General features: G+C 62.4%; 23 protein-coding genes, 2 pseudogenes and 1 riboswitch. Of the genes and pseudogenes, 4 read left to right on the plus strand and 21 right to left on the minus strand.

What is annotated here, in order from left to right; all coding sequences use genetic code 11:
- Nucleotides 1-54 precede the first annotated feature (54 nt).
- Nucleotides 55-321: a 30S ribosomal protein S20 gene (gene rpsT, locus ACSJJT_RS02380; RefSeq protein ID WP_435916756.1), complete on the plus strand. Its 267-nt coding sequence runs from the start codon at nt 55-57 to the stop codon at nt 319-321.
- A 100-nt stretch (nt 322-421) separates the two neighbouring features.
- Here rpsT and holA read toward each other — a convergent pair whose 3' ends face one another.
- From holA to ACSJJT_RS02415, 7 genes and pseudogenes are all read right to left on the minus strand, one after another.
- A complete protein-coding gene (gene holA / locus ACSJJT_RS02385; protein WP_435916757.1) occupies nt 422-1435 on the minus strand; it encodes a DNA polymerase III subunit delta in 1014 nt (337 codons plus the stop codon).
- A gap of 38 nt (nt 1436-1473) precedes the next feature.
- Nucleotides 1474-3219 carry a DEAD/DEAH box helicase gene (locus tag ACSJJT_RS02390; RefSeq protein WP_500861878.1) on the minus strand — a complete coding sequence of 582 codons (1746 nt, stop codon included), beginning with the start codon at nt 3217-3219 and terminating at the stop codon, nt 1474-1476.
- A 112-nt stretch (nt 3220-3331) separates the two neighbouring features.
- On the minus strand, nt 3332-5614 hold the full coding sequence (locus tag ACSJJT_RS02395; protein WP_435917039.1) for a ComEC/Rec2 family competence protein: 2283 nt from the start codon (nt 5612-5614) through the stop codon (nt 3332-3334).
- Nucleotides 5615-5654: 40 nt separating this feature from the next.
- Complete coding sequence (locus ACSJJT_RS02400; protein WP_435916758.1) at nt 5655-6503, minus strand: helix-hairpin-helix domain-containing protein; 849 nt, start codon at nt 6501-6503, stop codon at nt 5655-5657.
- 152 nt (nt 6504-6655) lie between these two features.
- Complete coding sequence (gene leuS, locus ACSJJT_RS02405) at nt 6656-9136, minus strand: leucine--tRNA ligase (protein ID WP_435916759.1); 2481 nt, start codon at nt 9134-9136, stop codon at nt 6656-6658.
- A 233-nt stretch (nt 9137-9369) separates the two neighbouring features.
- A complete protein-coding gene (locus ACSJJT_RS02410) occupies nt 9370-10392 on the minus strand; it encodes a DUF4192 domain-containing protein (protein WP_435916760.1) in 1023 nt (340 codons plus the stop codon).
- A 144-nt stretch (nt 10393-10536) separates the two neighbouring features.
- Nucleotides 10537-10851 (minus strand): annotated as a pseudogene (locus ACSJJT_RS02415) (hypothetical protein).
- Nucleotides 10852-10894: 43 nt separating this feature from the next.
- Between ACSJJT_RS02415 and ACSJJT_RS02420 the strand changes: the two are divergent.
- Complete coding sequence (locus ACSJJT_RS02420; RefSeq protein WP_435916761.1) at nt 10895-11086, plus strand: hypothetical protein; 192 nt, start codon at nt 10895-10897, stop codon at nt 11084-11086.
- A gap of 44 nt (nt 11087-11130) precedes the next feature.
- Here ACSJJT_RS02420 and ACSJJT_RS02425 read toward each other — a convergent pair whose 3' ends face one another.
- The 8 genes and pseudogenes from ACSJJT_RS02425 to ACSJJT_RS02460 all read right to left on the minus strand — a co-directional run bounded on the left by ACSJJT_RS02425 (nt 11131) and on the right by ACSJJT_RS02460 (nt 17901).
- Nucleotides 11131-12837, minus strand: a complete 1707-nt coding sequence (locus ACSJJT_RS02425; protein WP_435916762.1) for an NAD-dependent malic enzyme — start codon at nt 12835-12837, stop codon at nt 11131-11133.
- 42 nt (nt 12838-12879) lie between these two features.
- Nucleotides 12880-13848, minus strand: coding sequence for an L-lactate dehydrogenase (locus ACSJJT_RS02430; RefSeq protein ID WP_435916763.1), 969 nt, complete (start codon nt 13846-13848; stop codon nt 12880-12882).
- A 97-nt stretch (nt 13849-13945) separates the two neighbouring features.
- Entirely contained in the window at nt 13946-14593 is a 648-nt protein-coding gene (thiE, locus tag ACSJJT_RS02435; protein ID WP_435916764.1) for a thiamine phosphate synthase, read from the minus strand.
- Nucleotides 14580-15413, minus strand: coding sequence for a hydroxyethylthiazole kinase (thiM, locus tag ACSJJT_RS02440; RefSeq protein ID WP_435916765.1), 834 nt, complete (start codon nt 15411-15413; stop codon nt 14580-14582). The genes thiE and thiM overlap by 14 nt, the downstream gene beginning before the upstream one ends.
- Nucleotides 15382-15490, minus strand: a riboswitch (TPP riboswitch). Its footprint overlaps the gene before it by 32 nt.
- 41 nt (nt 15491-15531) lie before the next feature.
- Nucleotides 15532-16875 (minus strand): dihydrolipoyl dehydrogenase, encoded by a 1344-nt coding sequence (lpdA, locus tag ACSJJT_RS02445; RefSeq protein WP_435917041.1) that lies wholly within the window; start codon nt 16873-16875, stop codon nt 15532-15534.
- Nucleotides 16814-16942, minus strand: a pseudogene (locus ACSJJT_RS02450) (FAD-dependent oxidoreductase); the annotation flags it as partial. The pseudogene ACSJJT_RS02450 and the gene lpdA, both read right to left, overlap by 62 nt.
- A 10-nt stretch (nt 16943-16952) precedes the next feature.
- Complete coding sequence (locus ACSJJT_RS02455; RefSeq protein WP_435916766.1) at nt 16953-17198, minus strand: 2-oxo acid dehydrogenase subunit E2; 246 nt, start codon at nt 17196-17198, stop codon at nt 16953-16955.
- A complete protein-coding gene (locus tag ACSJJT_RS02460) occupies nt 17110-17901 on the minus strand; it encodes a 2-oxo acid dehydrogenase subunit E2 (RefSeq protein WP_435916767.1) in 792 nt (263 codons plus the stop codon). Before ACSJJT_RS02460 ends, ACSJJT_RS02455 begins: the two co-directional genes overlap by 89 nt.
- Here ACSJJT_RS02460 and ACSJJT_RS02465 point away from each other — a divergent pair.
- Both ACSJJT_RS02465 and ACSJJT_RS02470 read left to right on the plus strand, forming a co-directional pair.
- Entirely contained in the window at nt 17827-18333 is a 507-nt protein-coding gene (locus ACSJJT_RS02465; protein ID WP_435916768.1) for a hypothetical protein, read from the plus strand. The two genes, ACSJJT_RS02460 and ACSJJT_RS02465, sit on opposite strands and share 75 nt — an antisense overlap.
- Before the next feature lie 189 nt (nt 18334-18522).
- Nucleotides 18523-19887 carry a serine hydrolase domain-containing protein gene (locus ACSJJT_RS02470; protein WP_435916769.1) on the plus strand — a complete coding sequence of 455 codons (1365 nt, stop codon included), beginning with the start codon at nt 18523-18525 and terminating at the stop codon, nt 19885-19887.
- A 4-nt stretch (nt 19888-19891) separates the two neighbouring features.
- Here ACSJJT_RS02470 and ACSJJT_RS02475 read toward each other — a convergent pair whose 3' ends face one another.
- The 6 genes from ACSJJT_RS02475 to ACSJJT_RS02500 all read right to left on the minus strand — a co-directional run bounded on the left by ACSJJT_RS02475 (nt 19892) and on the right by ACSJJT_RS02500 (nt 25525).
- Nucleotides 19892-21250, minus strand: coding sequence for an MFS transporter (locus ACSJJT_RS02475; RefSeq protein WP_435916770.1), 1359 nt, complete (start codon nt 21248-21250; stop codon nt 19892-19894).
- Nucleotides 21251-21284: 34 nt separating this feature from the next.
- Nucleotides 21285-22235, minus strand: coding sequence for a sugar kinase (locus ACSJJT_RS02480; protein WP_435916771.1), 951 nt, complete (start codon nt 22233-22235; stop codon nt 21285-21287).
- On the minus strand, nt 22232-22900 hold the full coding sequence (locus tag ACSJJT_RS02485; RefSeq protein WP_435916772.1) for an L-ribulose-5-phosphate 4-epimerase: 669 nt from the start codon (nt 22898-22900) through the stop codon (nt 22232-22234). The genes ACSJJT_RS02480 and ACSJJT_RS02485 overlap by 4 nt, the downstream gene beginning before the upstream one ends.
- Nucleotides 22901-22989: 89 nt before the next feature.
- Complete coding sequence (locus tag ACSJJT_RS02490) at nt 22990-23877, minus strand: L-ribulose-5-phosphate 3-epimerase (protein WP_435916773.1); 888 nt, start codon at nt 23875-23877, stop codon at nt 22990-22992.
- On the minus strand, nt 23874-24527 hold the full coding sequence (locus tag ACSJJT_RS02495) for a 3-keto-L-gulonate-6-phosphate decarboxylase UlaD (RefSeq protein WP_435916774.1): 654 nt from the start codon (nt 24525-24527) through the stop codon (nt 23874-23876). Before ACSJJT_RS02495 ends, ACSJJT_RS02490 begins: the two co-directional genes overlap by 4 nt.
- A gap of 5 nt (nt 24528-24532) precedes the next feature.
- Nucleotides 24533-25525, minus strand: coding sequence for a phosphotriesterase family protein (locus tag ACSJJT_RS02500; protein WP_435916775.1), 993 nt, complete (start codon nt 25523-25525; stop codon nt 24533-24535).
- Nucleotides 25526-25665 lie beyond the last annotated feature (140 nt).

Below are 25665 nucleotides of genomic sequence, written 5' to 3' on the forward strand. Positions count from 1 at the left end.
CGCGCCTGTCTGGCGCTTTCCACGTACATCGATCAAGGAATCAGAGGCTGCCCAGTGCCGAACATCAAGTCGCAGATGAAGCGCGTGAAGACCAACGAGAAGTCGCGCCAGCGCAACAAGGCCGTCAAGTCCGCCCTGCGCACCTACGTGCGCAACTTCCGCCGCGCCGCTGAGGCCGGAGACGTTGAGGCCGCCACCAAGGCCGCCAGGATCGCCAACCGTCAGCTCGACAAGGCCGTGTCGAAGGGCGTCATCCACAAGAACCAGGCTGCCAACCGCAAGTCGGCCATCTCCAAGAAGCTCAACTCGCTGGCCGCCTGAGTTTCCTCTCCCCGTTACGGGGATACGCACAGCACCTCGGCCCACTGGGTGGTCGGGGTGCTTGACGTGTTTGTCACAAGTATTTTAGGGCACGGTCATCCTACAAGCGGACCGGGCCCCGGTCAGGTTTGCGGGCTTTCTCGACGTCGATGAGCATCGACTCCAGGGCATAGTTGGCGTCCACCGCAGCACCCTTGACGGCGCCGTCACAGGTATTGACGAGCCGGATGGCCTTGGCCACCCCGGCCTTGCTCCAGAACCGGGCCTGCGTGTTGAGCGCCTTGAGTCTCCACGGCGAGACGCCGATCGCCTGAGCCAGCTGCTTGTCCCCCATCCGCTGGCGACGCATGTCCATGAACAGTCCCAGATATCGCAGCCCGCGAGCCATTGCAGCTGTCACCGCTGCCGGCTGGACTCCGGTAGACAGACCCCATCGCAGGGTTTCCAGCGCATCGGGGAGTCGTCCCTCGAGGCTGGCGTCAGCGACGCTGAATGCCGAGATCTCCGCCCTGCCACCGAAATAGGTCGTGACGGCCTCGGCACCGATTCTTCCGTCCGGTGAATCACTGGCCAGCTGATCAATGGCCGCTGCCAAGGTCCGAAGATCGTTTCCGAGAGCCTGGTGCAGGGCGTCGGCGGCGTCATGATCCATATCGAGATGGACGCGACGAGCCTCCTTGGCGATGAAGTCTGGGATGGCCCAGGGCTTGGGGGGATCTGCCTTGACCGTCTCGATCTTGGCCTTGGACAGCTTGGTCAGGAGCCCCTTTCCCTTCACCCCGCCGGGATGGACGAGGATGAGGCACAAGTCATCGGAGGGCTGTGCGGCAGTGTTGGCGACGAGGTCGAACAGATCCTTGTCGAGATCGGCGATGGGGTCGACGACAACGATCGTCGCCTCGCTGAACAGGGATCCTCCGGTGGCTTCCACGAAACGTCCGGCGTCAACCTCGCGGCCCGCCAGCTCAACCAGTTCAGCCTCGGGAACCTCCTGTCGGGCCGCCTTCACGCGGGCGTCAACGGCCCTGTCCGACAGCAGGGTCTCCGACCCGTGAACCACCAATGCTGTGCCGTAGACCGAACTCACCTTCCCAAGGATGCCAGAGGATGCCATCGGGATTGCGTCAGATGGTGTTCTGGCCCGTCAGAGACTCAGTGAGAATGCAGCCACTCCAATCGGGTGCGCAGCAGATCCATCGGTGCCGATTCATTCCTGGGACCCGGCACCTCCCGGTAGAGCTGTCCCCAGCCAGCCTGGGGTGTGAGGTCGTGGTGGCGGGAGTAGTCGAGCAGGGCTCGGTGAATCTCCCGACGCATCTCGCGCGGGTCACGGATGGTGTCGTAGACCGAGCCACCACGACGCTGCAGGGCGATGAGGTCGTCGCGTCGAGCCTGCCTCTCCTCGGCTGCCTTGGATGCCTTGTGAGCACGTCGGGCCGAGGCCACGCGACGCGCCTGCTCGGCGCGGATCTTCTCGTCACGGGCCAGCAGGGCGCGCTCCTGTTCAGGGCTCAAGAGACCGTCGAGGGCGAAGAGTCCACCATCAGACGTGGGAGCGTAGGTGTCGATGACCTCGCCGAGGATGGCGTCAGAAGCGACGGCCTGCCACGTTCCGACATCAGGGTCGGGCTCGGAGCGTTGCCGGGTGTCGAACTCCTCAATGAGGTCCGGTTCCTGCGGGGGTCCGATGACGTGGTCGCGAGTTTCCTCCATCTCGGCGGCCAGGTCGAGCAGACGTCCTACTGCCGGCAGGAAGACCGTGGCACGTTCGCGACGATTTCGAGCACGCACGACACGTCCCACCATCTGCGCGAAGAACAGCGGGGTGGAAGCCGTCGTCGAGTAGATCAGCACGGCGGCGTCGGGGACGTCGACCCCCTCGGTGATGAGACGCACGCACACCGCGCAGATCTTGTCCGGATCGTCGCGGTAAGCGGTGAGTTTCTTGGCCGAAGCCGAATCCTCCGACAGGATCACTGAAGGCTCGTTTCCGGTGACCTCTCGCCAGACCTCAGCATATTCCTTGGCCACCTTCTGGTTCGAGGCCGGGACGAGCACCTTGGCGTGCGGGATCGTCCCGGAATCGCGCAGCTGGTTCACCCGCGCCCATGCCGCGGCCATGACGTGGGCGATCCACTCGCCGTCCGAGTCCAGAGCCGTACGCCAGGCCATCTCCTCGTTGACCTTGGTGAGCTCGGAGTCACCGAGGATGGCGGTGTGGGTCTCCCCAAGCGCGTCGGTCCAGGTGGATCGTCCGGTGTAGGTGGCGAACGTGACGGGACGCACGACTCCGTCGCGCAGGGCGTCACCGTAACCATAGGTGTAGTCGGCCACCGACTCGAAGGCGCCGTCACCGACCTCCTCGTAGCGGACGTGGGCGATCCTGGCCTCGTCGGACCGGAAGGGGGTTCCGGTGACGCCGAGGCGTCGCACCGCACCCGAGAAGGCCTCGATGACGCCAGATCCCCAGCTCATGACGTCGCCGGCGTGGTGGATCTCGTCGAAGATGACGAGCGTGCGCATATTGGTCGCCCGGGCAGCGTGGAGAGCTGGTTTCTGGGCGACCTGGGCATAGGTGACCACACATCCGTGGCAGTCGGGCGGCAGTGCCTCCGCATTCGCTGTGTCGCGCAGGTCGAAGCCAAGTCCGCGTGCCGCACCCATCCACTGGGTGCGCAAATGGTCGGTCGGGCAGACGACGATGACGCGGTTGATGACATGGTCCTGCCACAGGTGAGCTGCGACGGCCAGGGTGAACGTTGTCTTTCCAGCGCCAGGAGTGGCGCACACCAGCCAGTCACGTGGGCTGGAAGACAGGTACGAGTCCAGGGCCTCTCGCTGCCATGTGCGCAACCGCATCGGCATGCGAGGCCCTTTGGTCGTGAACCGTGACGCCACCTGTTCTCCTTCCCGCGAGGGCCCACTTGGGATGAACCGACCGCTCAGGTTAGCGCGCTCGTCCGACACCTCCACATCGATGAATCTCCCTGCGACGCGGAACACGAATCAGTCACGATCGCGTCTGCACCAGGACCGTACCGCCACTACGAGCCAGCAGGACCGTGCCTTCCTCGTCGGTGCGACGGACTTGCATCCCCATCTTCTTGGCCAGGGACATGGCCTTGTGAGAGGGATGTCCGAAGGGGTTTGCCTTCCCGGCCGAGACCACCGCGACGCTCGCACCGGTTGCGGCCCAGAAGTCCTCGTCCTGATGGGCAGATCCGTGATGAGCAACGACGAGGACATCACTCGACAGATCTGCGTGGTCTGCCAGGACATGGCGCTGCTCACCCGGCTCGGCGTCTCCTGGAAGGAGGACTCTCAGACCGTCGACCGTGGCCTTGACGACGACGCAGGAGTTGTTCTCGACAGCTGGCTCCTCCTGCGATTCGCCAGCGTCGGACAACTGGATTCCGCCGAACAGCTCGAGCCTCGCCGTGCCAACCGTCATGACCTCGCCCGAGTGTGCCAGGAGCACCCGTGCCCCCATCCGTGCGACGGCCTGCCTCACCCTCCTGGCTGCCCGTTCCGGAGACGCCAACTGGGACACGACGACAGCCGTCGTCGGCCCATGATCACGAACGGCGTCGAGCCCGTCGATGTGATCGGCGTGGTAATGGCTGAGGACCACCATCGGCACCTGGTCGACGTCAAGGTCATCAAGGCACCGACCCAACGGACTCGGATCAGGACCAGTGTCGACGACGACAGCGGCATGGGGGCCCGCACGCACCAGCGCAGCGCTGCCCTGCCCGACGTCACAGATGGCAACTTGCCACACTCCCGGCCAACCAGGAACGGGAGGCCGGACCACGGTGGCCGAAACCACCGCGAGGCCGGCCACCACTGTCAGCCAGGGCCGTGCCAGGACACCAGGTGTGATCAAGGCCAGACCCAGGCACAGCCCGCCGAGAACGACAAGAGCCACTCCTCCCGACGGCCAGGTCAGCAGACCAGCCGGCGCCTTGCCTCCCAGGTGAGCGATCCAGATGATCGGCTGGACGCACCATCCCGCCAGGCGTCCCAACGGCACGGCCAAGGGTGGCCAGATGAGGGCCACGAGCCCAGCCACCATTCCCAACGCCGAGGCTGGCGGGACGAAGGGAGCCGCAGCCAGGTTGGCAACCAGACCGACGGTGGATACCGTTCCGGCCATCCAGGTGACAACAGGTTGGGTGGCGAGCTGGGCAGCCCATGGCACGGTGACAGCAGCTGCCAACCAGGTCGGCGCCCATGACATCGCAGCCGTCCAGGGTTGTGCCCACCACAGGATCCCGGCAGTGGCACAGGCGGACAGCCAGAATCCCACTGATCGCACCAGCCACGGATCAACGATCATGAGGCCTGTCACCGCGACTGCCAACGTCCGTACTCCCCCGCGGCGGTCGAAGGACACTCCGGTCGCCGCCATGGCGACTGCTCCCATGGCGGCTGCACGCACCACGGATGCCTCTGCCCGACACACCACGACGAAGCCGACGACTCCGATCACTGAGAGCACTCGCAACCCACGTCTCCTCATGCCGCACCGTGCCCCGATCCACCACAGCAGAGCAGTCGTGGAGGCCAGGTTGGCTCCCGAGACGGCCATGAGGTGAGTCAATGCGGTGACGCGAAAGTCCTCCGACATCTCCTCGGAGACCGTAGAGGTATCCCCGACGACCAAGGACGGCACGATGGCCCGCTGCCCGTCGGGGCACCCTTCCACCGCCACCACGAGGCCAGCGCGAAAACGATTGACGGACCGGTCCAGCGGGCCCGCGGGAGTGACCACCTTGGGCGGGGAGCGCAGCTTCATGACGGCGGCTTCCGACCGTCCCTGCCGTGGCGGGGTCAGCAACCCTCGAACCTGGATCTGTTCCCCGACGGACAGCTTCGCAGCGGTGGCCGCTCTGGCTCCCGTTGCCATGACGACGACCTGTGCAGACTGCGTGATGACCCGTTCCTCGGTGGCGACACGACTGACGGCGACGGTGACGGTGACCGTCGATCCGCCCGACCCGTTGCCGTCAAAGGTCCGTGGCTCAACGGCCACACGTCCAATCAGGGTCGCCATGGCCTCCTCGTCGGCGAGCTGTGCCACTCCCACACCGTGGACGATGTGATCGCGCATTCCGGAAGTGACGAGGACGCTGAGACCCACGAGGGCCGTGACGACCACCAACCATCCCCTGCGCCGGGCTGCGATCATGCCGGTGACAAGGCATCCCGCTACAGCGAGGAGGATGAGCCGAGGACGACCACTGATCCCCAGTGCAGCCGCCACACTGGCCGTCAGGGCGACCGGAACCATGCGGACGTCTGGTGTGGCGACCTGCTCGCCAAGGGCGGACTCAGACCATGACATGGGGCTTGATCTTCTCGAAGGTCTTGGGACCGACCCCGGAGATTTCACGCAACTGATCGACCGAGGTGAAACGACCGTGTTCCTGCCGCCACGCCATGATCCGACCGGCCATGACAGGCCCCACGCCATCGATCGACTCGAGCTCACCCTGGCTCGCGGTGTTGAGATTGATCGTTGCGCCAGCCGCCGACGTCCCGCCCGCAGCGCCACCAGTACCACTCGGTCCGGCCTCCTGGGCCGCAATCGCGCTGCCAGTCTGACCAGGCGGGGTCACCGTGCCGTCCCCACGTGCCGGGATCCATATCTGGCAGCCATCACAGACAGGCGCGGCAAGGTTGAGCCGTCCCGGATGAGCTCCCGATGCCATGCCTCCTGCGGCTTCGACGGCGTCAGCCACCCGGGCATCGGAGGGCACCGTGTAGACCCCCGGATGCGTCACCCGTCCTGCCACGTGCACCTGGACACTCTGAGCCTCACTCGGAGTCGGCAACGGGCCCGACGATGCTGAGACAGGCGCAGCCTCAGGCGTCTCCGCATCGCTGCTGGTCGCGCCCGGTAGGGTCGCACCTTCTGGCACCGTTGAGACGACCACTGCCCCGGCGGGTACTTCAGTGGGCTTGGACCTCAGCAGACCGACGGCCACCACCGACAGCACCAGCACGAGCAGGATTCCCACGGCTGAGGCGTGGACCCGGGTCACTGTTCGTCTCGGCCTCACGGGCTCTTCCTCGTCGGGTTCCTCTGCCACGGGGGTTGCGGACCGCCTTGGCCCCAGATTTCGGGCAGGCAGCCGCGCCATGAGACTCTCAAGACGCTCTCGGTACTCGTCGCTCATACCTTCAGTTGTCGTCGCGCGCCGTCGGCATCCGCCATCTTTTTCACATCTGTGGACAACGAGATGCGGCGGCGAGTCTGCTGTCCACAGGCTCGCCGCCGCATCGTCGGGATGTCAGCTCATGACTGTCATGATCACGAGAGTTCAGCGGGTCACTTCGCGACGATGGAGATCATCTTCGGCAACCGGGCAATGACCTTGACGATCTCCTTGCCCTCGGTGAACCGCTGGACGTTGGGGTCAGCCAGTGCCAGCTCGCGGGCCGCGGCCTCGGTGATGTCAGGGCTCACCTGGATCTTGGCGCGGACCTTGCCCGTCACCTGGACGACCATGGTCACCTCCTCGGCAACGAGCAGCTTCTCGTCAGGAGTCGGCCACTGGGAGTTGGCGACGGACGGCTCGAGGCCGAGCATCTCCCACATCTCCTCAGCCAGATACGGGGCCACCAGGGAGAGCGCCTGGGCGGTGAAGGTGACAGCCTCACGCACCGCGGGGTCAGCCGAGCCGCAACCGGAGTCGATCGCCTTGCGGGTGGCGTTGACGAGCTCCATGATGCGCGCCACGACGACGTTGTACCGGCCACCGTCGAGCAGCTCGGTGATGTCGGCGATACTGCGGTGAGTCACGCGGCGAAGGTCGCCGTTGCCCTTACCCAGGTCGACGTCGGGGTCGCTGGTGACCTCGGAGGCAACGCGCCAGGCACGCTGCAGGAACTTCAGGGTCGAGGCCGGGGAGACGTCGGCCCAGTCGATGTCCTCGTCCGGCGGGCCGGCGAAGATGACGGTGGTGCGCACCGCGTCGACACCGAACTGGTCGATCTGCCTGCCGAGGTCGACACCGTTACCCAGCGACTTCGACATCGCCCGGCCCTCGTTGATGACCTGGCCCTGGTTCATGAGCCGCTGGAAGGGCTCGGTGAAGTCAACCATGCCAAGATCATGCAACACCTTGGTGAAGAACCGCGAGTACAGCAGGTGCATGGTGGCGTGCTCGACGCCGCCGATGTACTGGGCCACCGGCATCCAGCGTCGCACGGCGTCGGTGTCGAACGGGCCTTGGTCGAAGTGCGGGGAGCAGTAACGCATGAAGTACCAGGACGAGTCCACGAAGGTATCCATGGTGTCGGTGTCACGCTGGGCGGCCTCGCCACACGTGGGGCAGGGCACCTCGCGCCACTCGCGAGCCTCCTGCCCGGCGAGCGGGGACTTGCCCTTGGGGGCCAACTCGTCACCGCGCAGATCCGGCAGCTTGACCGGCAGTTGGTCATCAGGGACCGGGACGTCCCCGCAGGTGCCGCAGTGGATGATCGGAATGGGGCATCCCCAGAAACGCTGACGGCTCAACAGCCAGTCGCGCAGGCGGTAGGTGATCGTCGGCTCACCAATGCCCTTGTCATCAAGGAAATCACACATCTTCTCGATGGCCTCGGCCTTGGTGGTGACGCCGTCAAGGAATCCGGAGTTCTGGTAGGCGCCGTCACCGGTGGTGGCGGTGCCGGATTCGCGAGGATCGGCCTCGCCGGTGTCGATGACCGGGATGACGTCAATGCCGTACTTGCGGGCAAAATCGAGGTCACGCTGGTCGTGGGCAGGCACGGCCATGACGGCACCGGTGCCGTAGTCAGCCAGCACATAGTCGCCGGCCCACACCGGGACCTTGGCCCCGTTGACGGGGTTGGTGGCCTCGACCCCGAGAGGCACACCGGTCTTCTCGTGCTCGGTGGACTGACGCTCGATCTCGGACTTCTTCTTGACCTCGTCGAGGTAGGCCTCGAAGTCAGGACGGGCCTGGTTGGAGACGATCTCCTGGGCCAGAGCGGAGTCCGGGGCGACGACCATGAAGGTCGCTCCGTAGAGGGTGTCAGGACGGGTGGTGAACACTCGCACCGGCTCCTCGCGACCGTCAATGATGAAGTCGACGTAGGCGCCCTCGGAACGTCCGATCCAGTTGCGCTGCATCGACAGCACACGATCGGGCCACTTGTCCTCGATCTGTACCATGTCATCGAGCAGACGCTGGGCGTAGTCAGTGATACGGAAGTACCACTGGTTGAGCTGACGTTTGGTGACGACGGCGCCGCAGCGCTCGCAGCAACCGTCCTTGACCTGCTCGTTGGCGAGCACGGTCTGGTCGTTGGGGCACCAGTTGGCCCAGGAGTCCTTGCGGTAGGCCAGTCCCTTTTCGAAGAAGCGGTTGAACAGCCACTGAGTCCAGCGATAGTACTCCTCGTCGGAGGTGTGCAGTCTCATCGACCAGTCGAAGGAGACGGCATAACGCTTGAAGGAGGCCGCCTGGGTGTCAATGTTGCTGTAGGTCCACTCAGCGGGGTGGGTGCCGTGCTTGATGGCGGCGTTCTCAGCTGGCAGACCGAAGGAGTCCCAGCCGACCGGGTGCAGGACGTCGAACCCGCGCAGCCGCCAATAGCGCGCCAGCACGTCGCCAATGGCGAACGCCTCGGCATGACCCATGTGGAGGTCACCGGAGGGGTAGGCAAACATGTCGAGCACGTAACGACGTTCCTTGGAGCCGTCGTCAAGGGCTGCGAAGGTGCGGTTCTCCTCCCAGTACTTGGACCACTTCTCCTGGGCTGCGGCTGCGTCGTAGCCCGTCGTCTCGCGCACCTGGTCGCTCACGTCACACCTCTCGGATCTACTACGGGTCTCACCGACCCGCGACACATATGGGCCAGAGTTTAGCGAAAGCGCCCCACACCTACCGTCAGGGTTCTCTGTCATGCCTTGTGAGCATTCGTTGAGCAAGAGCACAGCTGATGTCGTGGGCTCCGAGGCGCACCGCGCGAACACGCCCGACGAGTACACCGTACCGTGACATGCTGCCGTCGTCTCGTCGGTGCCCACGTGTAGCGCTATGCCGACAGGTTCAGCTCTTCGCCATAGGGTCCTTCCAGAAGCCGGTGGGCAATCACAGTCGGGTCATGATCCATGACGTCCCACAGTGTGGGCGGAATGAAGGCATCGACGATGACTGCCAGCGCAGACGGCAGGTCGGCTGTTCCCGCCATGGATCCACACCGACGGGCGCACACGGCTGCGACTGCCCCGTCACCACTCAACCATCCCGCCAGCCCGCACAGCGACAGCGGAGCTGGCGCCATCCGGTCTGGGATGATCTCGACTGCTCGGCTCCATATCGACAGCCACCGCGACGCATCGTCTCGTGTCACCGACATCCACAGCGTGCGCGCTATGGCGGGGCGCTGGGCGGCGACCGCCAACTCTGTCACAACGACATCGCTGCGCTCATGCTCAGAAGCGACAATGGCCTGACACCTGGCTGACACGGCCTCATCATCCTTGCAGGCAAGCCGCCGCCGAGCGTTCGTGAGAAGTCTGCGAGTATCTGGATCGCATGTCCGCCCGGGGCCCGAGAGGGCGTCGACCAGAGTAGTGCGACTGGGAAGCGCGCTCAGACCGCGATAGACCGCTTCGGCTGCAATGGCTGGATCAGGAACAAAACGGTGGTTCTCGCCACAGCCCTGCTCGGCGCAAAAGATACTGCGCCAATGCTCGCCATCGGTCCATGCGGCGTCAGCAATGTTCATGCCTTTCATCGCTTGAACAGCCGATGTCAGCGTGGCCATGGCGCGATCTTGATGAGTACTGAATGCCAGGACCACCGTTCGGCCTTGCCCTGCGAGGGGAACGACCCGTGAGGCGAACGCATCCACAGCTGTACCGGCCTCCAGACCGTCCAGATCAGCTCGAGCGACAAAGCCCTGACATGCGGCGCCATCGTCAGCGACGATAAGAAGCAAACTCTCAGTAGGTTGAAACCCCAAAAGGTAGGGCGCCAAGGTCGCCGCTTGTTCGACGGTCCTGACGGTCAGCGGGTCACGGGCATCTGTATTGGAGGAATGTAGTGATGTCATACCCCCAGTTGTCGTCTCACCCTGCCCACATCTGCCAAGCAATGTCGAATCTGTGGACAACTCCCACCGGCATGGTCTCATCTCGAGAGCATACTGTGGACAACATCATCAGTCAGCGACAACGTACAGTAGAGCCACCATGAGTCAACCGCCTGACATCAGCCAGTACCAGCCGCCACAGCGTCACGGCGGTTGGATCGGCGTCATCATCGTGGCGGCCGTCGTCGTCGCACTGGTGCTCGTCGCCCGCCGAGTCACGACTGAGGCGACGAGCCCCGTCACGCCGACACCATCGGCTACTGCGACGTCCGCGTCCGTAACCCCACCGCGTGTCCCGGCATCGGCTACAGCCGTCGCGTCGTCGTCACCCTTTTCTTCGAAGGATGACGACACCGAGGGACGGTGGTCGATCGACAATGTGACATGGGGGCCCGGCACTGTCACCCTCACGGTCACCATTGAGGTCACCAAAGGCTCACTGGCCGATTACAGCTTTTTCATCATGGAAAACGAATCGACCAACATTCATCAGGAGAGCCAGTCACCGACAGGGTCTCTTGGCACCATCGTGTCCCAGGGCCACAAGGTTCGCGGCACAGTCACCATCGACTGCCCGCGCACCGATGCCACCGTCATGCTCACTCACGCGTCGGGGATGTCCTCGCCCATCTCGGCGTTAACGATCAAGGCGTAGCTCACGCCTCGCACGAAGAGGCGTGAGCCCGGCTTCAGCGTTTCTCAGGCAACCGCAATGCGCGGGTAACGTGGCTGCCACATCGCCGAAAACACCTTCTCGACTGGATTGTCGGTGGACTCGGCCGCCACACCTTCCTCCATCGCCTGCTGGGCCACAGCAATGCCCACCGACGCCGACAGTGATCTCAGGCTCTTGATTGACGGTAGGAGTGAGGCCCCGACAAAGCGACTGTCGGCGTGCAGCGCCACCGCCTGAGCAGCAGCGGCAATCATGCCACTGGTCACCCGGGAGGCCCGAACAGCGATGGTTCCCAAACCAATGCCTGGGAAGACCAGAGCGTTGTTGGCTTGCGCAATCTGATAGGTCACGCCATTCACCATGACCGGCTTGAACGGAGACCCTGTGGCAACCAGGGCACGTCCGTCAGTCCACTTGAGGATGTCGGAGGGCAACGCCTCAGCTTTACGAGTCGGGTTGGACAACGGCATGATCACTGGGCGATCACAGTGGGCAGCCATCGTCGTCACGATTTCCTCGGTGAAGGCTCCAGTCTGAGCAGAACAGCCGATGAGGATGGTCGGGTGAACGTTTCGAACCACGTCGCCGAGGGTGTACTGGTCTGGACTATCGAGGGCCCAACCTTCTAGCTCTTCCTTGCTGCGAGCGAAGGGCTGCTGGAAGTCACGCAGCCGCAAACCGTCGCGCAACAAGCCTCGTGAACCGAGCCCCCAGAAGTGGGAGCGGGCCGTCTTCTCATCAACCCCCTGGCTCACCATGAGCTGCACCAGCAGATTGGCAATTCCGGTCCCAGCCGAGCCTGCGCCGTGAATGACGATCCGGTGCTTGCTCAACGGAATACCCGAGGACTTGACGGCGCTCAGAACCGCTGCGACGACGACGGCCGCGGTACCTTGGATGTCGTCGTTGAAGGTGCAGTAATCATCGCGGTATTTGTTGAGAATCCGCGTGGCGTTACCGGCCGCAAAGTCTTCCCAGTGCAGAAGGGCATGGGGGAACATTCGGTGAGCGGTCTCGACGTATTGCTGGATGAACTCGTCGTATCTCTCGCCACGCACACGGGGGTGACGCACCCCGAGGTAGCCATCGTCGTTGAGACGTTCCATGTTGTCGGTACCGACATCGAGGATGACTGGAAGCACACGGTGAGGGTGAATTCCTGCGGCAGCCGTGTAAACGGCCAGTTTCCCCACCGTGATCGCGACGCCACCAACACCCTGGTCGCCGATGCCCAGGATGCCCTCCGCATCGGTGGCCACGATGAGGTCGACATCGTCGGGGCCGTGGCCCAACTGCGCCAAGGCCTGCTCCATGCCGTCCGGATCGTCAATGGACAGGTAGATGCCACGCGGACGGTCGTACCAGTGGCTGTACTCCTCAATCGCCTTACCGATCGTCGGGGTGTAGACGATGGGAAGCATCTCCTCAATGTGCTCGGCCAAGAGACGGAAGTACAGCACCTCATTGCGATCATGCATGTGGTTGAGGTATAGGTACTTCGCCAAGTCATCAGGCTGCGCCGAGTACTGTGCGTACACCCGCTTGAGCTGATCAGTAATCGTCATGACTCCCGACGGGAGCAAACCGGTGAGACCAAGGGCCTTTCGCTGCTCAATCGTGAACGCAGTGCCCTGGTTGGTCAGGGGGTTCGTCAACACCTCCTGGCCACGAGCCGTAATCCTGAGCAGATCTCCGTCGTCATCGTGCGCATACTGAAAAGGAACTGACATATCCCTTAGCTTATGCGGTCAGCAGCACAAATGGTCATCACTTCACGCGATGGATGACAAAGTGTCACGCAACCGTTCCGCTGAAGTCTTGAGAGACGCGATCTCCTCGGTATCCATGAGGACCGGAACAACCCCTTCGATGCCGTCGCGAGAGACGAGGCAGGGCATCGACAGTGCGACTCCTGAAATTCCGTGCACGTCGGTCACCACGCTCGACAACGGCAGGACGGAGCGGCCTGGGCGCAGCAGCGCCTCGGCCAGACGGGCGCCTGTCAAACCGATGGCATAGTTCGTCGCGCCCTTACCCTCAATAATCTTGTAGGCCGCGAAAGCCGCCTCATGAGCCAGGTCAGCCAGCACCTCCTCGGTGAACACCCACTCGCCGTCGACGGTCCAGTCGCGGATCGGTACACCGGAAATATTGGCTGTTGACCACAGCGGAAACTCCGAATCGCCGTGCTCACCCACGATAGTTGCGTGGACGTGACGCTGTTCCACGTTGGCCCATTGGCGAATGAGCCAACGCAGCCGCGAAGTGTCGAGCATGGTTCCGGTGGAAAAGACACGGTTGGCAGGCAGCCCAGTGGCTTCCTGGGCGACGACGGTGAGCACGTCGCACGGATTGGTCACCAGCACGAAAAGGGCATTCGGGGACTGTTCAACCAGTTGCGGCATGAGAGAGCGCAAGATATTGGCGTTGACGCCAGCGAGGTCCAGACGAGTCTGGCCTGGCTTTTGCCTGGCCCCGGCCGTGATGAAGACGACGTCAGAGTCGGCAGTGTCGTGAACGTCAGCGCCACCCATGACCGACGCAGGAGTGAACTGGGTGCCGTGGGCGAGATCTGCTACCTCAGCCTCGACCTTGTCCTTGGCGATGTCATAGAGGGCAACGAGGTCAGCTGATCCACGAATGAGGCAAGCGTAGGCCAGTGAAGAACCGACCGAACCAGCACCAACAACGGAAATTTTGGAGGCGCGACGGGTGGCGTCAAAAGTGCTCATGCTCATCATCTTAGGGTGCCTCGTGTCTGATGATGGATCCTGCGCACCGGGGCTGCTCATCTGAACAAGCTGTCAGCAAGGCTGGGCGGTTGTGCATGCCTTGAGGTCACCGCCCGTTCGCTCGGCGCCACGCCTGTGCGAGCTCCCGAGCGCTGGACTCGGGATCGGCGCTTCGACAAATTGCCGAGACCACGCTGAGGCCGTCACAGCCCATCCGGGCTACGTCCTGAGCATCACAGACAGTGACTCCCCCGATGACGCATACCGGCCACGGACTGACGTCGACGACAGCGCGTATCGCAGCCAGGCGGAGCTCCCCTGCCTCAGGTTTGGTTCCCGTGCTGTGCAAGGCCCCGACGCCCAAGTAGTCGACAACGTCACGGCCATGAGACAGCGCAGCCTCCACGTGAGCAGGGATCTGCGCGGACAAGCCGATCAGCAGATCGTCCCCGAGAATCTCTCGAGCCTGGGCTACCGGCATGTCGGACTGCCCGACATGGACGCCGTCCGCCCCGATGTCGGCGACCAGATGCACCCGGTCGTCAATGATGAGGGGTACGCCGCTGCACACATTCCGCACCCGTCTTCCTACGACGACGAATTCGTCGTCGGGCATATCGTGGTCGCGAAACTGAACCAGAGTCACTCCACCGGCGACAGCGCGCCGCACGGTCTCGACGACCGCGTCTGGACCACCGCATTGGGCGGTGTCTGTGACGAGGTACACCGACAGGTCGAAGTCAGGACGTGACATCGCGAAGCCCTCCCTGCGCGCCAACTTCATCGGGTGAGACCAGGAACAGTTCGTCGATGAGAGCCTGAGCGAATCCACCCGGACCCACACTGTGATCCGCCGCTCGTTCGGCAGCCACACACACCATGGCGGTTGCGGATGCAGCGGCAATGAGATGATCATTCTGGACGCCTGCAAAGGCCGCCGTGAGAGCCCCCAGCGAGCATCCGACGCCGGTCACTCGCGCCATCCATTCATGCCCCGATGACACGGTTACGTGCCGGTGCACGTCCATGATGTGATCGACGGGGCCACTGATGGCGACCACAGTGCCGTATGTGCGCACGAGATCAGCTGCGGATCCCAATGCGTCCTCGACGGCATCTCCGGCCTCCGGCCCTCGAGCAGACGCTCCTGTTCCGGCCAGTGTCAACACCTCGGAGGCGTTCGCCCTGATGACGGCTGGAGCGCCGACGCACAAAGCGTCCAGGGCGACTTGGGTACGCCATGGCATCCCGACTCCCACTGGGTCGAGCACCCAGGGTGTGTCACCACCTGCTGCGCCCCGCACGGCAGCAACCATGGCCTCGGCGGTCTCCCGGTACGGAGTACCAGTATTGACGAGCACGCCGTCAGCCACCGAGGCGAATCTCTCAGATTCCTCAGGGTTGTCGACCATGGCAGGAACCGCCCCCGCAGCCAACAACACATTCGCGGTGAAATTGGCAACCACGATGTTGGTCAAGCACTGCACCAGCGGCTTGTCCCGACGCAGCCGCTCCACGGACTCCGACACCAAATTCGACAACTCAGTCATGTCAACCACTCCCTTCGCCGGCATTACCCGGACAGGTTCAGGCGGTCGGCACCATCTCGGCACCCTCTCAGCCCTTGTGGTGGGCTCCCGCGTTGTTGTGGTCCACTTTAACGCCGAGCGGACACTTGGCCACACCAACATGTCAGTGGCCAGGTGGCCAAATGGAACGCCCCAGAGCCGCAAGCACCGACTCGTGCATCGCTTCAGATACCGTCGGGTGCGCGACGATCGCCTCAACCAGCGTCTCCGGCGTGGCCTCGAAAGCCTGGGCAACGGTGAAACCCTGGATCATCTCGGTGCCGTCAGGACCGACCATGTGCGCCCCCAGCAACTCACCGGTATCGATGTCGAAGATGGTCTTGACGAAACCGTCAGCCTCCCCCGGCGCAAGAGCTTTACCGTTACCTGACAAGGAAAATCGCCCCACCACAATGTTGGCTCCACTCTTCTTTGCCTCTTCCTCGGACACTCCGCCCGACGCCACCTGAGGTCGGGTGTAAATGCACCCGGGAACCCGGTCGCGTCGCAGGGGATGAGCCGACGAAACCCCGGCCAGATGCTCGACGCACACCACCGCTTCATGGCTGGCTTTGTGGGCAAGACATGGACCGCCTGTCACGTCACCCACTACATAGAGGCCGGCAACCGTGGTACGGCTCCACTCGTCGGCGACGATGAATCCGCGCCGGTCACGTTCGACACACAGCCCATCCAGGCCCAGCCCCTCGGTGTTCGGGGCGACTCCCGTGGCGACCAGTACCACGTCTGTCGTCACTGATTCCTCAGTTCCCTCCTTGGTGGTAAACGTCGTCACCCCATGGGCCGTCGCAACGTCCGACACATCCGTGTGCACACGGATACCCCGGGCACCAAAGTGATGCTCCATGAATGCGCAGACCTCGGGATCCTCAGTCGGGAGTATCCGTGGCAAGACTTCGAGCACCGTCACCTCGACCCCAAGATCGCAGTACAGGCTCGCGAACTCAACGTCAATTGCTCCCGACCCGATGACGAGCAGGGAGTCCGGCAGGGATGAGGGATGCAGGGCCTCGGTCGAGGTCCAGATCCGGTCGTCGTCAGGTGTCACCCCGGGAATCGACTTCGGTCGGGCACCGGTGGCGAGGATGATGTGGTCTCCGCGCAGGGTGCGAGTGCCGTCCTCGCCGTTGACCTCGACCGCCCCCTTGGCGGGAATGGCCGCAGTGCCGGTGATGATCTCGACGCCATTGGCCTTGAGCAACCCGCCGATTCCGGCGCGCAACTGGCCGATGACCGAGTCGGCGTGACCGACGAGGGCGTCGAGATCGATCCCCGTGAGCTCGGCTTTGATCCCTAGGCTGTCGGCCTGTCGGACAGCATGGGCGAGGTCTGCGCCATGGAGCATGGCCTTGGTGGGAATACAGCCACGGTTGGTGCAGGCGCCACCCAGTTCCCCCCTCGACGATGGCGGTGTCCAGGCCCAGCTGGGCGGCCCGGATCGCCGCAACATATCCCCCAGGGCCGGCCCCGATTACGATGACGTCGTGGCGTTCCGTGGCATTGCTGCTCGTCATGGTAACCACCTCAGACCAGCATCTGGGCCGGGGACTCCAGGATCTCCCGAGCCACCGAGATGAACTGAGCGGCCTTGGCCCCGTCGACGATGCGGTGATCGGAGGCCATCGTCAAGGTGACGACGGTCTTGACCTGCACCTCGCCGTCCACGACGACCGGGCACTCCTCACCGTCCCCCAGCGACAAGATCGCGACCTGCGGTGGGTTGATGATCGCGTCGAAGGAGGTGATGCCATACATGCCCAGGTTGGACACCGTGAAAGTGCCACCCTGGAACTCGTCGGGGCTGAGCGTGTGGGAAGCTGCGGACGGTCTGCCCGTCGAACTGCACGTTGACCTCGGGCATCCGCGTCAGCGCCACGGCTGCGGCCTTGACGATGAAGTCGTTGACCGAGACGTGGACGCCTGGGACCGAGTCATTGATCTGCTTGCGCAGGACCAGGACGTCGTCGAGGACGACGTCCTGGTTGACTCGGAAGTGCGGGGCCTCACGCACCGATCCCTGGAGGCGACGAGCAATGATCGAGCGCATCCCGGACAGGAGACTCTCGGTGGGTTCGTTGCTGGGCTGGGCCTCGGCCTGCGGGGTCCCGGTGGCCACCTGCTCCTCAAGGAGCGACAGCCGTTGAGCGGCCTCCTCGACGTCAGCCCGACAGACCCGGCCCCGGCTTCCGCTGGGACGGCGGTCGTGCAGGTTGACGCCGAGCTGTTCGGCGATGCGTCGGGCCACCGGGGTGGCTTCGACGGTGGAATCGTCAAGGGTGGACCTGACGACGAATCCGGATGTGCGTACCGACTTCGGCTCGAAAACGGTGCCGCCTGCGTTGCAGATCGCGGTGGTGACGTCGGCCAGGCTGACGACATTGGTTTCGTCCCAGGACGAGTGTGGGGAGAACGCGACGTCGACACCAACGGCATCGGCACCACCCTCGAGATCGGGGCTCCAGTCCACATCCATGCCGCTGAGCACTATCGCCTGCGTCAGCACCAATGGAGCTGCGCGGCATCCCCGGTGTTGGATCCCCGCACCTCACGCATCGTCAGAGCCATTGACTTGTCCTTCACCGCAGACAGTGCTTGTCCCACTGCGGTGGCACTGGCCTCGTCCTTGGCCCGGCAGGCCGAGTTCGCCTTACGAGCCGCACATCTACGCAGATTGGAAAAGTTGCATCACACCACCAACCGATTACGGATTCGAGGGCCGTGGGTGCTCGTCGACCGGTGGGGGCGGGTGGCTGACAGTTCTGGTGTCACGGTCGCAGACCGTCTACCAGTACCTGAGGCCCCGGCCCGCGGTATGGTCGTCAGTGGGCAAGGAGCGACCCGGTTGGAGCCGGTGGACGGTAGGTGGTTGCCTCTTCCTCGGGGTGACCATCCACGGAAGGGATGACGCAGACACTTCGGTACGGGCCGAGATCCACAGAATCCGCTCCCGTATCGCCTTGCGCCAGGGGTCAAGGTGTCCGACGCGCCCAGTACTCGTGCCTCCGCGTGATCCGAAGCCGAGACCGGAAACGGCCTTGTCCAGTAATACAAGAAGCCGGCCTCCCGACGAAGTCTCAAGTGACACAATGCCGCCATGACTTCCCATCTTGACCCTGTCGTTGACGTTCTCGATGCTGCGTCGTCAGAAGCTGCCGATAGTGGAACCTTGTTGTCCTGGGCAGCCGTTGACGACAGTGAGGTGCGATGTAACGACACTGACGATCACGTCTACAGCATTGCGTCGATGTCGAAATCGTTTACCGCTGCCAGCGTCCTCGGGATCTGTCACGGGCTCATTGACGTGGCTTCTCGACGGCCCAGTCTTGACGACACGCTGAAAACGTGGATCCCACGGCTTCAGCCGCCAGTGGCGGACGCGACGATCCGTGACGCCTTGACGATGTCGACCGGCTTGCCACCCGATGATCCTTGGGCAGACCGTCAGCAGGCCATGCCCCGAGACGAGTTCGAGGCTCTGTTGGGCGAGCCGTTGCTCACGACTTTTGCCCCGGGTACGGGTTATGCGTACTCAAACCTCGATTATGCCATCCTCGGACACATCGTCGAACAGGCCACCGGGCGGTCTTTCCTCGACGTGGTCACGACTGCCTTGCTCGACCGGGTAGGAATGACGCAGTCTTACCTCGACGTCGCGCAGGTGCCCGAGGAAAAGCTCGCCCCGGGTCTCGGCAGAGATGGCAGCATCCAGCCGTTGCTCGGGCCCGGAACCTTCTCCCCCATTGGCGGCCTCATCTGTTCAGCCAAAGATGTTGGTGTCTGGGTCAGTCGCTTCATCACTGCCTGGTCGGGTGACGACGGCTGGGATCGGGTCTTGCGTGACATGCAGCAGATCCAGCGGTATTTCACGAGCTACGGCCCAGTCACCGAAGGATACGGATATGGCCTTCACGTCGCTGTCACGGGACAGGAACATGTCGTCTATCACTGTGGCGGATATCCCGGTTATGGATCGACGATGATGTGGCATCCGCGGTCCGGGGTCGGCGTCGTCGTGCTTGCCAACCAGACATATCACCCGGCCATCCGCGTGGCGGCGCACGCCTTGGAGACCGTCGCTCCTGGGGCTGCCGATCTGCTGCTGCCCTCACAGGCCAAGGATCGTAAGGCCTGTGACGCCGTCCATCCCTCGCCGATGAGCCCGCTGGTGCGGGACCGACTGTCCCATGTTGAGCGCGTCATTCGCGAATGGTCGCAACCCATCGTTGATCATGAATGGAGTCCAACTGTGGCGATGGATCTGCCGCTGGATCAACGTAAGGAAGCGTTCGCGGAGGCCGTCAAGGCCACTGGGGAGTCATCCGACGCCGCTGTCAGCATCGTCGAGGTCACCCCGAATCGTTCGATCTGGCGGGTCGAGGGCCCCCTGGCTACCCGGCAGGTCACAGCGTCAGTTAACCCATTGGGTCAGGTACAGGCCCTCGACGTCAGGATCGTCTGATTGGTCAAATTGTGTCGAGTGAGGTGCCTCGAGTTTCGCGGGCGAACGTATATGTCAGACCGCCGATAACGAGCAGCACAGTGAACAAGATGAACGCCGGGAAGACCGCATCCAAGGTGACATTCTGTTTGACCGCAGATCCGCCCACCATCAGCCCCATAAGCGCTGGTCCGATGATTTTGGCAGTCGCACCGATGCCGTAACCGAGTCCCAGACCGGTGGAGCGTGCTTCGTTGGGAAATTGCTCGGCGCCAAAGGCATTCAGAATGCCGAAAGCTCCGTCACCGAAGGCCATTGCAATAAGTACGCCGGCGAAGAAGACCTGCCAACCCCAATCCAAATGAGCCGAAAGCGCGACGATCAGAGTTCCAGTGGCACCGATGAGACCGAATGACAGCATCGTGATCCTCCGACCGATGCGGTCGGCCAGCCATGCTGAAAGAAAGCGCCCGATGAGATCAGCCAAAGAGACGAACATAAACAGGGTCCCAACTTGCTCTGCAGACTTGCCAAACCCAGTCTTGAGGAGGGTCTGACCCCACGACTGAATCGTGAATGACCCCAGAATGAAGCAGAAGGATCCCAAACTGACAATGAGGAGGCTCTTACGATACTTGCCGAAGACAAGTGAGTACGAAGCGTCTTGGACGTGCTCTACGGACGGCAGATCTCCAATGTCGTCAGCCGGTATCTCCAGCGCCCATGCCAGAGCCTCACGAGCTTCCTTTTCTCGCCCATGACTCTGCAAAAATCTTGGCGACTCGGGAACAAGGCGAATCCACACAAGCAGGAAGACGGGAATGGCACCTAGCGCGATGAGAGCACGCCAATTATCTCCCAAGGCATTTTGCGCAAGTGACCCCAGAAAAAGACCTAGCGGGATGAACACCGACGCCAATCCAGCAAGAAGGCCACGCTGTTTAGCTGGCACAAACTCCTGAACATACGGAATCGACGTGATATTGAGACCGCCAACACCTATCCCCACGCCGATACGCAATATGGCGAGCATAACCCAGCCGCGATCTGGAGTGAACACTGATATGACGGTGAATGCAACAAACATGAGGACGCACCAAAAAAACGATGAACGGCGTCCAATTTTGTCCGCGAGGCGTCCCCACATGATAGCACCGATGACCGTACCCAGGCCAGAACAAGCGAGGATGACGCCCGCCTCAGTGCCGGTCAAATCCCATGGCTTAGTGAGGACGGATACGACAAAACCAATAAGAAAGATATCGAAGAACTCGGAAATATTTCCGACGATAGCAAGGGCGACAAGATTCTTCTGATTGCGCGTCAAGGGACGCGAGTCTATAAGATCTAAGGCTGATTGCTTGGATGCTGTAGAAGTGGACATGTAGGTGTATCTCCTGTCTGCGCCACGATTATTGTCAACGCAGGATGTCTGTGTTCGAAGGAATATTGAGCTCACTGGGGCTCACACGAGTCAAATCACCGTAATGAGTCAGGGCGTAAGCAGATGTCCGCTGCCCGTAATAGATTCCCTGGACCACATCACCTGCAAGATACCCGTGCAATGTTCCTGCAACAAAGGAGTCTCCTGCACCTGGACGGTCGACGACAGGCACCTGAACCACTGGGAAGGTGTGGTCACCGCGCTCGTCGTCGGATAGATAGACACCGCTGATCTGGTCAGTCGACACAACCGTCGGAGCTCCGAACAATTCGCGCAGATCGTGGCATGCCTGTTCCCCGTCGGATTCAATTCCGAATACCGCCCTGCCATCACGCACTGAGCAAAAGACGATATCCGATATGTGAGCAATGGGCTCGAGCACCTCTCGGGCCCGCCTCGACTCCCACAGCAGGGAACGATAATTGACGTCAAGTGCGACGGCTATTCCACGGCAATGGGCTTCCTCGACGAAATGGCTCACGACAGCAGCTGTATTCTCGGTCAGAGCAGCCGTAATGCCAGTCACGAAAACCAGTTTCGTGTCGAGCATGGCATCCCACTCGAGATCCTCGACACGGACGTCACGAAACGGAGTGTGCTCGCGGTCGTAGAGTACACGCGCTGGCATCGGATATTCACCGGGCTCCATGAAGTACAGTGCGACGCGTCCCTCGGGCTTGATGCAGATGTGGGAGACATCGACACCAACACTGCGAAACTCGTTGACAACCCGGTCAGTCAGATCGCCCTTTGGCATAACAGATGTCCAGCAGGCGTCGCGGCCGAGCTGGGACAGCAAGCCTGCAACGTTGGCTTCGGAGCAGGCAGCGGTGGCGCGTAGCTGCTGGGCATTGACCAGCCGTTCTCCCTTGTAGCAGGTGAGTCGGATCTGCCCTTCACCAATAGTCGAGATGTCGTAAGTCATGCCGTCACTCCCTGGGACGCAGCTGCGGTGCCGTAGCGATTGGTGTACCGGTCATGGTTGGAGTCAATCTCCGACTGTGGGAGTGGGGAGATCTCGCCGATGAGCTTGGCAAAAGTCAAGGTCCGGGCTACGTCCTCGACCATAACGGCCGCCTTGACAGCCTTCTCAATGGAAGTGCCGACGGTAAAAACACCGTGTTTCTTGAGTAGCACGGCTGGGGATTCGTCGATGAACCGTACAATTTGCTCACCTATCTGCTCAGTGCCGATCTGAGCGTAATCTCCACACGGGACCCGCCCACCGAACTCGTCGGCGACGGCGGTCATAGCGCAGGGTATGTCCTGGCCTGTGGCCGCCCAGGCGGTAGCGAAGGTGGAGTGAGTGTGAATGATGCTGCGGACATCGTCATGGCGACGGTAGACGTACAGGTGCGAAGCGGTGTCCGAAGATGGCCCGCGATGTCCGTCGACGACTTTTCCGTCGAGGTCGACGACGACCATGTCGTCAGGCATCATGTCGTCGTACAGCATTCCGGAGGGCTTGATGACCACCAGGCCAGTCTCGGGGTCTCGCGCAGATAAATTGCCTGAGGTCCAAGTCACCAGGCCATGTCGGGGCAATTCTAGGTTGCCCTCGCAAACGTCTTTCTTGAGCTTTTCGAGCATCGAACGTTCTCCTTTGAACAGCGGTTTAGAAATTTCTTGGGGTTGGGGTCAGTCAACCCAGGATTCAAGCCGGTGCGACCGGTCCCGAATCAGGCCAGGGTACGACAAACCGGGATTCCAGCGATTCGAAGATGTTCCTCGATGAACTCACGCGCCGACGCACTGCGATCGTTGGAATCGGGGGCATCGTCGTTCCACATCTCGATCATCATTCGGCCGCGCCAGCCCTGCTTGGCAAGGATGGCGAAGGCATCGTCCCAGTCAACGGTCCCCTCCCCCATCGGTACCCGTCGAGGCTCGCCAGGCCGGACATCCTTGACGTGGATCGCGACCATATGGCCGCGTCCAGCCCCGAGTTCGGTGGCAGCGTCGAGCTGTTGCTCAGCAATGTTGCCGAGGTCGGGGTACACCTGCAGGCACGGTGAGTCGGCGAGCTTGACGAACTCCATGGCCTTGCGGATCGAGGTGACGTCGGTGCCGTCAACGTTTTCGATACCCATCACGACCCCCAGCCGTGCAGCCATTGGGACGGCGTCGAGCAGAAGATCGGTGTACCACTGCTCAGACTGATCGTTCATCTGCTCGTAGTAGCAGTAGTATCCCGCCACCTGAAGCACAGGCACTCCGAGATCGTGGCACAGCTGCAACCCTTCGGCCATCACTTCGCGGGCGCGTTGACGCACCGTGGGGTCGGCGCTACCGGGACCAATGCGCCTGTGCACTGACAAGCAGATACCACCGATCGTAGTCCCTGTTTCCTCGATGCAGTGGCGCACCATACGACGCTGGTTCTGATCCCATTCAAGCCGTGCGGTTCGTTCTTCGGTTTCATCGATCGATAGGTCGACGAAACTGAAGCCGGACTCAGGCACCTGGATAAGGAAGCGACGCCAGTCGTCGGCAGTCTCAAGCGGGTTGCCAACGAGGGCCTTCTCGTAGATGCCGAGGGTCACTCCGTCTGACAGGGGCTCAATCATTTCGGCCACACCTCGTCCAGGGTGGAGCGTAGCTGCTGTGCCGCAGCCTTTGGGTCGTGGACGTCGACGATTGAACGACCAGCGATCACAATGCCGACCGGATGGCTAGCAAAAACCGGGAGGTCCTTGGGAGTGATGCCTCCAGTGACGGTGACCGTGAATCCCATCTCAGCGAGTTCGTCGACCCGTCCGAGATCCTCTGGCTTCCAGGAGAGGTCTCCGGCGGCCTCACGGTCGCGGGAACGCTTGACGATGACATGCTCAACGCCCAGCTCACGCCAGCGGCGGGCACGATCAGCGTCGTACCACTCGTCGGCGAGCTCGACCTGAACTTCGCCACCGAACTCCTCTGCCACCTTGCACACCTGGTCGATGGTGGTCAGAGATGCCCCGGCGACACAGGAGACGAGATCAGCTCCGGCTTTGAAACACATCCGGGCGATCTTGGCCCCAGCCTCGGCGATGCGGACATCGGCGAGAATGGTCTTGTCGGGGTAGGCCGCCCGAATGGCGCGCACCACGCCCATGCCCTCGGCGAGAACCAGGATAGTGCCGCACTCAATGATGTCGACGTCATCAGAGACCTTAGCCAACGGGGCGATTGCCGATGGCAGGTCGAATGTGTCAAGAGCGATTTGAAGGCGTGGCATTGCCGTCACCCAGCCAGCGGCTCGAAGCCGAAGAAGGCGGCGGCGTTGTTGATAAGCAGGTCGTCAACGTAGCTGCGGTCAACACCTTCGTCCTCGACCAGGCGCGGGGCAAAGACGGCGGGATCATAGTCGATACCCGAAACCGAACCGTAAACCTTCTGGTACGAGGCCTTGCCGGAATCAGTGCCCAGGAGGATCTGCTTGCCGTAGCCTTTCTCACCAAGGGTCTTGATGAGGTTGACGCGGGTGTTGTCGGGCACGTACTTGATACGGTTGGTGCCGTCGAGTTCAACGTAGCAGCCGAGCTTGCAGATCTGCTCGTGGACCCACGGATCCCAGTTACGCTGCATGTGGCCGATGGCGATCTTGGCGGGATCGACGCCTTGGTCGACGAGGTAGCGAGCCTGCTCGGGGCCACAGGTGCCGGCGGTGACGTGGGTGTTGATGGGGCAGCCAGTCTCCTTGGAGGCGATAGCGACAGCCTTACCGGACTTCTTCTCCCATTCGGTGATCTTGCCGTACGCGGTAGCCCACTTGATGACGCCGGCCTTCACCTTGGTGCGCTCAACGATCGGGCCCATATAGTCGAAACGGTCGATGCCCTCGACAATATCGGCGATCAGCAAATCCGCGATCTGGTTGACGGTGTACTGGTTGACCCAGCTCTGACGCCACTCAAGGTAGACCTTCTGCTGGTGAAATCCGGTGGCCTGGACGACCTGGAGGCCTGGGACCTTCTCGACAACTTCAAGGGTCTTGAGCACACCGCGACCCGAGGATGCGGGGCACATGTCGACGACCGTGGCGCCGTCGGCCCAGCTCATGGAAGCTTCGACGAAGTAGGTGGCCTCTTGAGCGGCCTTGTCGACGTCGTCGAGCAGGTGGTCAGGATCGATGTAGACCTCACCGGCGCCAACACGGATGAGGTGGTCGTGGGCGTTGACGACGCCAAGCGTATCGGGTGAAACGTCGCCAGTGATGGTACGAACGACGGCCATTGGGGTGATTCCTCTCTCACGACTGTGTGACGAGAACCATTCAGCCGTCAGCCCGACATCCTTCGCAAGGCCATGGACTCACATATGTGAATTCACTAAGCGCTAAACCGCCAGTAAGATGGCCTAACACCGCGTTTCAG

The sequence above is a fragment of the Cutibacterium nasicola genome (assembly GCF_051303185.1).
Taxonomy (GTDB): Bacteria; Actinomycetota; Actinomycetes; order Propionibacteriales; family Propionibacteriaceae; genus Cutibacterium.